Below are 8,681 nucleotides of genomic sequence, written 5' to 3'. Positions count from 1 at the left end.
GGCCACCGCGCTCGGCGGCCGGGAGCGTTCGCTCGGCTCGATCGCCGGGGCGCTGGGCGCCGGGCAGCTGGGGCTGCACCTGCTGTTCCACTCCGCCTGCGGGGGCTTCGCCGGGACGGCGACGGCCGGGATGGCCGGCATGCACCACGGCGGGCTGACGCTGCCTCAGGTGGCCGGGCGGCTGGTCTGCAACGAGACCGGGCTCCCGCTGGCCGGGGATCCGGCGCAGCTCGTCCGGGCGGCCGGGCTCGACCCGCTGGCCTACCCGATGACCGCCACCGCCACGGACCAGGGCTTCCTCGGGATGACCGTCCCGATGCTGCTGGGCCACCTGGCCGCCGCCGTGGTGGCCGGCTGGTGGCTGCGCCGGGGGGAGGCCGCGCTCTGGCGGCTGCTCCGGCTGACCGCGCGGGCGGCGCAGGAGTGTGCCGCCCCGCTCCGTACGGTGCTGGCCCTGGTGCTGGCGCTGCTGCTCGGCCCGCTGCCCGCGCCGCGCGCCCTGCGTACGCCCCGGGCGGGCGACTGGCGGCTGCCCGCCGCCGTGTCACTGCGGCACAGCCTGCTCCGGCGCGGCCCTCCCGGGTACGGGTTCGCGCGCTGACGCAGGGGCCCCACGGGGCTCCGTACGGCGTGCGAAGTGTGCTGACCGCTCGTCAGATCCGCCACGTCCCGTACCCCTCGGGCCCGCGCGCCGTCTTCCACGGCCGTCGCGGCCGCCCGCCGTCTCCGTCTGGAGTCCACACACCATGCGCATCTCTCCTGCCCGTCGTCTCGCCGGTGCCGCCGCCGTCGCCGCCGCCTCGGTGCTGGCCCTGGCCGCCCCCGCGTTCGCGCACGTCACCGTCCAGCCGGGCTCGGCCCAGCAGGGCGGCTACACCGCCGTCGACTTCCGGGTGCCGAACGAGAGCGACACCGCCTCGACCGTGAAGCTCGAGGTCAACCTGCCGCTGGACCACCCGATGGCCTCGGTCCGCGTCCTGCCGGTGCCGGGCTGGACCGCCGTGCTGGAGAAGTCCAAGCTCGACAAGCCGCTGAAGGCGCACGGCCAGGACATCACCGAGGCCGTCTCCAAGATCACCTGGACCGCCGAGGGCGGCGCCAAGATCGCCCCCGGCCAGTTCCAGGAGTTCAAGGTCTCGCTCGGCGCGCTGCCGACCGACACCGAGAAGCTCACCTTCAAGGCGCTCCAGACCTACGACAACGGCGACCTGGTGCGCTGGATCGACGAGGCCAAGGAGGGCCAGCCCGAGCCCGCCAAGCCCGCCCCGGTGCTGACCCTCACCAAGGCCCCGGCCGCGGCCGCCGGCGCCGACCACCACGCGGCCGGTTCGGCCGACGCCGCGAAGGACGCGGCGAAGGACGGCGGTCACGGCCAGGCCGTGGCGAAGGCCGACGACTCCACCGCCCGCACCCTCGGCGTGGTCGGCATCGTGGTCGGCGTGCTCGGCGCCGCGCTCGGCGTCCTCGGTCTGCGCCGCAAGAGCAGCGCCTCCTGATTCAGGGCCGGTCCGGGCCGCCGCACGCCAGGCGGCGGCCCGGACCAGGCCGCAGCAGCACGCCCCACGAACGGATCACCATGGCACCCCGCACCACCCGACGGACCACCCCCCGACTGCTCGGCGCCGCCGCCCTCGCGCTGACCGCCGCCCTCACCCTGAGCGCCTGCGGCTCCTCCGGCTCCGGCCAGGGCTCCCCCGCCAAGCTCTCGAAGGAGAGCAGCAACTCCCCCTACCAGGCCACCGTGCTGAGCAAGCACTTCGACAAGCCCGACCTGGTGCTCAACGACACCTCCGGCCAGCCGTACGACCTGCGCGCCAAGACCGCCGGCCGGGCCACCCTGCTGTTCTTCGGCTACACCAGTTGCCCGGACGTCTGCCCGACCACCATGGGCGACATCGGCGTGGCGATGTCCAAGCTCTCGCCGGAGGAGCAGCAGAAGATCGACGTGGTCTTCGTCTCCACCGACCCGGAGCGGGACACCCCGAAGGTGCTGCGCACCTGGCTGGACTCGATGGGCAAGAGCTTCACCGGCCTGACCGGCGACCTGGAGAAGGTGAAGGCCGCCGCCAAGGGCCTCGGCGTGCTGGTCGAGGACCCGATCGTGAACAAGGACGGCACCGTCACCTCCTCGCACGGCGCCCAGGTCCTGGGCTTCCTGCCCTCGGACGACAAGGCCCATCTGCTCTACCTGAGCAGCACCTCCACCCAGACCTTCGCGCACGACCTCCCGCTGCTGGCCAAGGGGGTGGCCGCATGACCGGCTTCCGCCGCAGCGCCCTGATCGGGGCGGGCGTGGCCGCCGCGCTGACCGCCGGGACGATACTCGTCGGCTGCGGGTCCGACTCCCCGTCGGCCGGGGCCGCCCCGAAGCTGAGCGTGGTCGACTCCTACATCCCGCTGCCCGCCAGCCCGAACGGGATGGGCGCCGGTTATCTGACGGTCCGTAACGAGGGCGGCGCCGACGAGCTGGTGAAGGTCTCCAGCCCGGCCGCCGCGTCGGTCACCATGCACCGCTCCACCGAGAAGACGATGGAGGAGGTGGAGTCCTTCCCGGTGCCCTCCCGCGGCGAGCTGCAGCTGGCCCGGGGCGGGAACCACCTGATGATCATGGGCTGGGAGAAGGCGCCCGCCGTCGGCGACCAGCTCGAACTCGACCTCACCTTCAAGAAGGGCGGGACGGTGGCCGTCAAGGTCCCGGTCCAGCCGCTCACCTACCGACCGGGAAGCTGACGACCCATGAGAAGGCTCGGTGCTCTGCTCGCGCTGGCGGGCGCGGTTCTGGTGCTGCTGATCGGCGGGGCCGGGACGGCCTCCGCGCACGCCGCGCTGGTCACCACCGACCCGGCGGCCAACACGGTGCTGCACGACGCCCCGGCGGCCGTGACGCTGACCTTCAGCGAGGGCGTCTCGCTCTCGCCGGACTCGGTGCGGGTGCTCGGCCCCGACGGCGCGGCGGTGGACAACGGCACGCCCGGCCACGTGGACGGCAAGGCCGCCACCGCCCGGGTCGGCCTCAAGGGCGGCCTGGCGAACGGCACCTACACCGTCGCCTGGCGGGCCGTCTCCGAGGACTCGCACCCGATCGGCGGCGCCTTCGTCTTCTCGATCGGCGCCCCCTCCGCCACCACCGTCTCCGCCGCCGCGCTCCAGGACGCCAAGGCCGACTCCACGGTGGCCTTCTTCTACGGCACCGGCCGGGCCATCGCCTACGGCTCCTTCGCGCTGCTGGCCGGCGCGGCCGCGTTCGTGCTGATCTGCTGGCCCGCCGGGGTCGCGGTGCGGGCGGTGCAGCGACTGCTGATGGGTGGTTGGATCGCGCTGCTGGTCTCCACCGTCGGGGTGCTGCTGCTGCGCGGCCCGTACGAGCGGGGCACCGGGATCGGGCAGGCGCTCGACCTCTCGCTGGTGCGCGCCACGCTGGACGAGCGGATCGGCACCGCGCTCTCGGTGCGACTGCTGCTGCTCGCCGCCGCCGGGGTCTTCCTGTCGTTGCTGGTGGGGCAGTTGGGGCAGAACCGGTCGGCCGTGCCGGTGGCGGTCGGGGCGGTCACGGTCGGAGCGGGTGGCTCCGAGGAGGAGGACGAGCTGCGGCGGCTGGAGCGCAAGGCCGCCGAACGTCCGCTCCGGGACGCCCGGTTGGGCCTCGGGGTGGCCGGTCTGGTGCTCGCGGTGGCGCTCTCCGCCACCTGGGCCGGGGCGGACCACGCCTCGGTCGGCGAGCAGGTCTGGCTGGCCCTGCCCAGCGCGATGGTGCACCTGCTGGCGATGGCGCTCTGGCTGGGCGGGCTGGCGACGCTGCTGATCGGCCTGCGGGCCGGTGTCGGGGTGCGGGCGGTGCGGCTCTTCTCCCGGCTGGCCTTCTGGTCGGTCGCGGCACTGGTGGCCACCGGGCTGTACCAGTCCTGGCGCGGGCTGGGCAGCTGGGCCGCGCTGGTGGACACCGACTACGGGCGGCTGCTGCTGGTGAAGACCGGCGTGGTGGTCGCGATGGTCGGGGTGGCCCGGTTCTCCCGGGCGTGGGTGGCGCGGCTGCGGGCCGAGCCGGACGCGGCCTCGGAGACCGTTGACGTCGCGGTCGAGGCGGTGGCCGAGGTGCGGGAGGCCGTGGCCCCGAAGGGTGGCGCGGCGGGTGGTGTCGAGGCCGTTCCCGGCGGGAGCGGCGGCGGGGCCGAGGAGGATCCGGTGCGGGCCGCGCAGTTGGCGTTGCAGCGGGCCGCGCGGGCCGAGGCGACGGAGCGTCAGGAACGGGACGGCACCCCCGCCCGGGCCGGGCTGCGGCGCTCGGTACTGGTGGAGGCCGCCGTGGCGGTCGCCGTCCTGGTCGTCACCACCATGCTGACCAACACCCCGCCCGGCAAGGTGGCCGAGGCGGTGGCCGCCTCCCCCGGCGGCGGCAGCTCCGCCGCACCGGGCGCGAGCGACCGCAACCCGGTCCGGGACGGCGCGGTCCCCGGCAAGACCGTGGAGCTCAAGCTCCCGTACGACACCGGCGGCCGCACCCCCAACGCCAAGGGCACCGCCGTCGTCACGCTCAACCCCGCCGGGGTCGGGCTCAACGCGGCCACGCTGACCCTGACCGACACCGCCGGGCAGCCCGTCGAGGTGCCCGAGGTCCAGCTGGCCGTCACCCTGCCGGACCGCGACCTCGGCCCGCTGCCGGTCGCCCTGCGGGCCGGCGGCCCCGGCAAGTGGACCGGGCAGGCCCAACTCCCGCTGGCGGGCACCTGGGTGGTGTCGGTGACCGTACGGTCCTCCGACATCGACCAGGTGACCGAGGTGAAACCCCTGAAGATCGGCTGAGCACCATGACCGCCTCCCCGAACCTCTCCCGCCGGACCGTCCTGGGCGGTGTCGGCGCCGCCGGTCTGACCGTCGGGGCGGTCGGCGGAGTGGCCGGCGGCGCGTTGGGGCGGGAGGCGTTGGACGGCCCTCCTGCGGACGGCGTCGGGTCGTCTGCGGCGCTCGGCCGGGCGGCCGTGCCGTTCTTCGGCGCCCGGCAGGCCGGGATCACCCAACCGGGCCAGGCCAGGGTGCAGTTGGCCGCCTTCGACCTGGCCCCGGGGGTGGGCCGGGACGGGCTGCGGCAGCTGCTGCGGCAGTGGTCGGCGACCGCCGCCCGGCTGGCGCGAGGGGAGACCGCCGAGTCGGCGGAGAACCAGATCGCGTTGGACGCCGGGCCGTGCGGGCTGACCTTCACCTTCGGGTTCGGGGCCGCGCTCTTCGAGAAGGCCGGGCTGACGGACCGTCGGCCGGCCGCGCTGGCCCCGCTGCCGGCCTTCCCGGAGGACGCCATCGACCCGGCGCGGAGCGAGGGTGACCTCTGGGTGCAGATCGGTGCGGACGACGCCCTGGTGGTGTTCCACGCGTTCCGGGTGCTCCAGCGTCAGGCGGCGGGAGTGGCCTCGCTGCGGTGGCAGATGGCGGGCTTCAGCCGGACGCCCGGGGCCACCGAGCGGCCGCTGACGCCGCGGAACCTGATGGGCCAGGTCGACGGCACCGGGAACCCGAAGGCGGGCGATCCCGGGTTCGAGGAGAAGATCTTCGCGGGCGGGTCCGACTGGATGCGGGGCGGGACGTACGCGGTGGTGCGGCGGATCCGGATGCTGCTCGACAACTGGGAGAGCCTGCCGACGGACCGTCAGGAGCGGGTGATCGGGCGGCGGAAGTCGGACGGCGGTCCGCTGTCGGGGGGCGGCGAGCTGACCCCGGTGGACCTCACCGCGACCGGCCCGGACGGCGGGCTGCTGATCCCCGCCGACGCCCACGTCCGGGTGGCGGCGCCCGCCGCCAACGGCGGGGCCGCCATGCTGCGGCGGGGGTTCTCGTACGCGGACGGGGTGACGGCGGACGGGTCGCCGGACGCGGGGCTGCTCTTCGTCGCGTACCAGGCCGACCCGCTCCGGGGGTTCGTCCCGGTGCAGCGGAAGCTGGCGCGGGGGGACGGGCTCTCGCGGTTCCTGCGGCACGAGAGTTCGGGGCTGTACGCGGTGCCGCCCGGCGCACCGGAGGGCGGGTACGTCGGGCAGCAGCTGCTGGAGAGCTGACGGGTGGTGATGATGCTTGGGAGCGCGAGGTCCGGTTGCAGCGACCTCAGGGGCGCGAGGAACTGCGCGCGGGGGAACGGCACCACGTGCAACTGGCTCACCTGCCCCGATCCAACGCTGGTCCGCCTTCCGATTCGCGCAGTTCCTCGCGCCCCTGGTGTGACCGATTTCCTCAGCGCCGCGACGTGACCAACCTCCCCGGGAGCGCGGTGGCGGCCACGGCCAGGAGGACCACTCCGGCGGCGAGGGGGAGGGCGAGGCCGGCGGGGATGTACGGGGTGCCGCCGGTGAGGCCGCGGGCGATGGGGGTGAGGGTGGCCCAGGCGATGGCGGTGCCGATCAGGAGGCCGGCCGAGGCGACCAGGAGGCCCTCCCAACGGAGCATGCCGCGGATCTGACGGCGGGTCGACCCGGCCAGCCGGAGGAGGGTGAGTTCGCGGCGGCGGTCGAGGACCGTCATCACCAGGGTGTTGGCCGCGGCCACGGCCGCGAAGCCGCCGAGCACCGCCGCCATCACGGAGTTCGCCCAGCCGCCGGCCTCGCGGTCGCGGTCGGCCCTGGCGCCGTGCTCGGCCGCCTCGGTCACCGTGACCACGCCGAGGCCGGCCAACTCCCGGGCCACCGCCGGCCGGTCGGCTCCGTCCGCGGCCCGGACCAGCAGCCGGGCGTCGTAGCCGGTGGTGACGTGGGCGGCCAGGTCGGCCCGGGGCAGGACGGCCTGGCCGAGGCCGAGGCCGCGCTCGTAAGTGGCCACCACGAGGGGCTCGGCGGGGGTGCCGTCGCCCAGCCAGAGCTTGGCGTGCTGACCGACCGTCACCCCGAGGTCGTGGGCCACCGCTGCGTCCAGGGCGACCGTGCCGGGGCGGGCCAGACCGGCCAGGTCGCCGCTGCGCAGGCCGAGGTCGAGCACCCGGGCGTAGGAGGACGGGTCACCGGAGAGGCCCAGGGCGGTGGCGGTGGCCGGGGTGTCGCCGGAGCGGAAGGCGACCGCGGTGTCCAGGACGCCGACCGCCGCGCCGACGCCGGGCAGGCGGGCCGCCCTGGCCACCGTGTCCGGGGACAGCCCCGGGCCGGTGGAGCTGACCACGTGGTCGGCGACCAGGCCGCGGCGGGCCTGGTCGCCCGCGGCGTGGGTGAGGGTGCTCTGCAGGAAGAGCAGGGTGCCGCAGAAGGCGGTGACCATCACGATCGGGGTGATCGCCGAGGCCAGCCGACGGGCGTTGGCCCGGGTGTTGTCGGCGGCCAGCGAGGCGGCTGCGCCGCGCAGGCGGAGCGGTCCGCCCAGCACCGCGGCGGAGATCCGGGCCAGCAGCGGGCCGAGCAGGCCGACCGCCAGCAGCAGGCACATCACCACGCCCAGCGCGGTGTTGGCGGCGTCCGCGCCGCCGAGGTTCGCCGCGACACCGGCCAGGACGACGCCACCGGCCAGGGCCAGCACGCCGAAGGCGGTCCGGACCGGACCGAGCCGGGGGCGCTCCGCCGCCGACTCGCTGAGCGCCAGACCGGGCCGCAGCTTCGCCGGGCGGCGGGCGGCCAGCCAGCCGCCCAGGAGGGCGGAGAGCAGTCCGGCGCCGACGGCGGCCAGCACCGGGATCGGTCCGGTGCTCAGCCGCACGCCTTCGGCGACCATCCCACGGTCCGTCATCTGCCCGAACCACCAACGGGCCAGGCCGATCCCGGGCAGCACGGCCAGGGCCCCCGCCACCGGCGCCAGCAGCGCCGCCTCGGTGGCCACCGTGCGGCGGATCTGGCCCGGGGTGGCACCGACCGCGCGCAGCAGGGCGAACTCCCGGGCCCGCTGGTTGGTGGCCAGAGCCACGGTGCCGAGCACGACGAAGACCGCCGTCATGGCGGTGATGCCGCCGAAGGAGCCGCCGAGGGCGGTCAGCATCTCGCGGGTGTTCGCGAGCTGCGGCTGCTCGGCGGTGGCACGGTCGTCACCGGTCAGCACCTTGGCGCCGGTGGCCACCGTCTTGACCTGGGAGGCCAGTTCGGCGGTGCCGACACCGGGCTTCGGCTGCACCGCGATGGCGTCCACCCGGCCCGGGTGGCCGGCGGCGCGGGCCGCCTCGGCGGGGTCGAGCCAGAGGCCGGCCCGGTTGGGGAGGGTGCCGGTGACGAGGTAACCGTGGTTGCCGGAGGGCGTGTTGAGGGTGATCCGGTCGCCGGGTCGGTACGGGGTGTCCGCGCCGGCCGCCAGCTCGCCGGCGGCGGGGGCCCTGCCCTGGAGGCCGTCGGCGCCGGCCAGGGCGGTGGCCGTGGACGGGCCGGCGGTGGTACCGACGGGGAAGGAGAGCTCGGGGACGGCCGAGGCGACGCCCGGGAGGGAGGCGATCCGGGCGGTCAACTCAAGGTCGACCCTTGCCCGTTCGGGCAGCGTGACGCGGGTGGTCTCCGGCTTCTCGCCGCGCACCGGGAGGGTCACCTCGGCGGCCGCCTCGGCCGCCACCACGACCGGCGCCCCGGCGTACTTCACCGGCGGGAGGGAGGCGGTCACGCCGGTCTGCAGCAGGGTGCCGCAGGCGATGGTGACGATCGCGCCGAAGAGCAGCGCGACGAAACTGCCGACGAAGGCCGCCGGGCGGGCCCGCACCGAGGCGACGGCCAGGCCGAGGCTGCTCATGCCGCCACCGCCGA

The 8,681-nt window shown here is 75.7% G+C and carries 7 protein-coding genes; 6 read left to right on the top strand and 1 reads right to left on the bottom strand.

Annotated elements, in window-relative coordinates; genetic code table 11:
• From ACZ6ZR_RS38170 to efeB, 6 genes are all read left to right on the top strand, one after another.
• The coding region (locus tag ACZ6ZR_RS38170; RefSeq protein WP_465650580.1) for a hypothetical protein at positions 1 to 601 on the top strand (601 nt) is incomplete at its 5' end.
• Positions 602 to 746: 145 nt separating this feature from the next.
• Entirely contained in the window at positions 747 to 1,496 is a 750-nt protein-coding gene (locus ACZ6ZR_RS38165) for a YcnI family copper-binding membrane protein (protein WP_465650578.1), read from the top strand.
• 80 nt (positions 1,497 to 1,576) lie between these two features.
• Entirely contained in the window at positions 1,577 to 2,257 is a 681-nt protein-coding gene (locus tag ACZ6ZR_RS38160; protein WP_465650576.1) for an SCO family protein, read from the top strand.
• Positions 2,254 to 2,730, top strand: a complete 477-nt coding sequence (locus tag ACZ6ZR_RS38155; protein ID WP_465650574.1) for a copper chaperone PCu(A)C — start codon at positions 2,254 to 2,256, stop codon at positions 2,728 to 2,730. Before ACZ6ZR_RS38160 ends, ACZ6ZR_RS38155 begins: the two co-directional genes overlap by 4 nt.
• A 6-nt stretch (positions 2,731 to 2,736) precedes the next feature.
• Entirely contained in the window at positions 2,737 to 4,800 is a 2,064-nt protein-coding gene (locus tag ACZ6ZR_RS38150) for a copper resistance CopC/CopD family protein (protein WP_465650572.1), read from the top strand.
• Between the two features lie 5 nt (positions 4,801 to 4,805).
• On the top strand, positions 4,806 to 6,044 hold the full coding sequence (efeB, locus tag ACZ6ZR_RS38145) for an iron uptake transporter deferrochelatase/peroxidase subunit (protein WP_465650570.1): 1,239 nt from the start codon (positions 4,806 to 4,808) through the stop codon (positions 6,042 to 6,044).
• 172 nt (positions 6,045 to 6,216) lie between these two features.
• On the opposite strand, the gene ACZ6ZR_RS38140 is transcribed toward efeB, so the two are convergent.
• Positions 6,217 to 8,681: ABC transporter permease (locus tag ACZ6ZR_RS38140; RefSeq protein ID WP_465650568.1), on the bottom strand; the 2,465-nt coding region annotated here is incomplete at its 5' end.

The organism is Kitasatospora sp. NPDC088742 (assembly GCF_055584905.1).
This window is presented reverse-complemented; position numbering and strand designations above follow the sequence as displayed.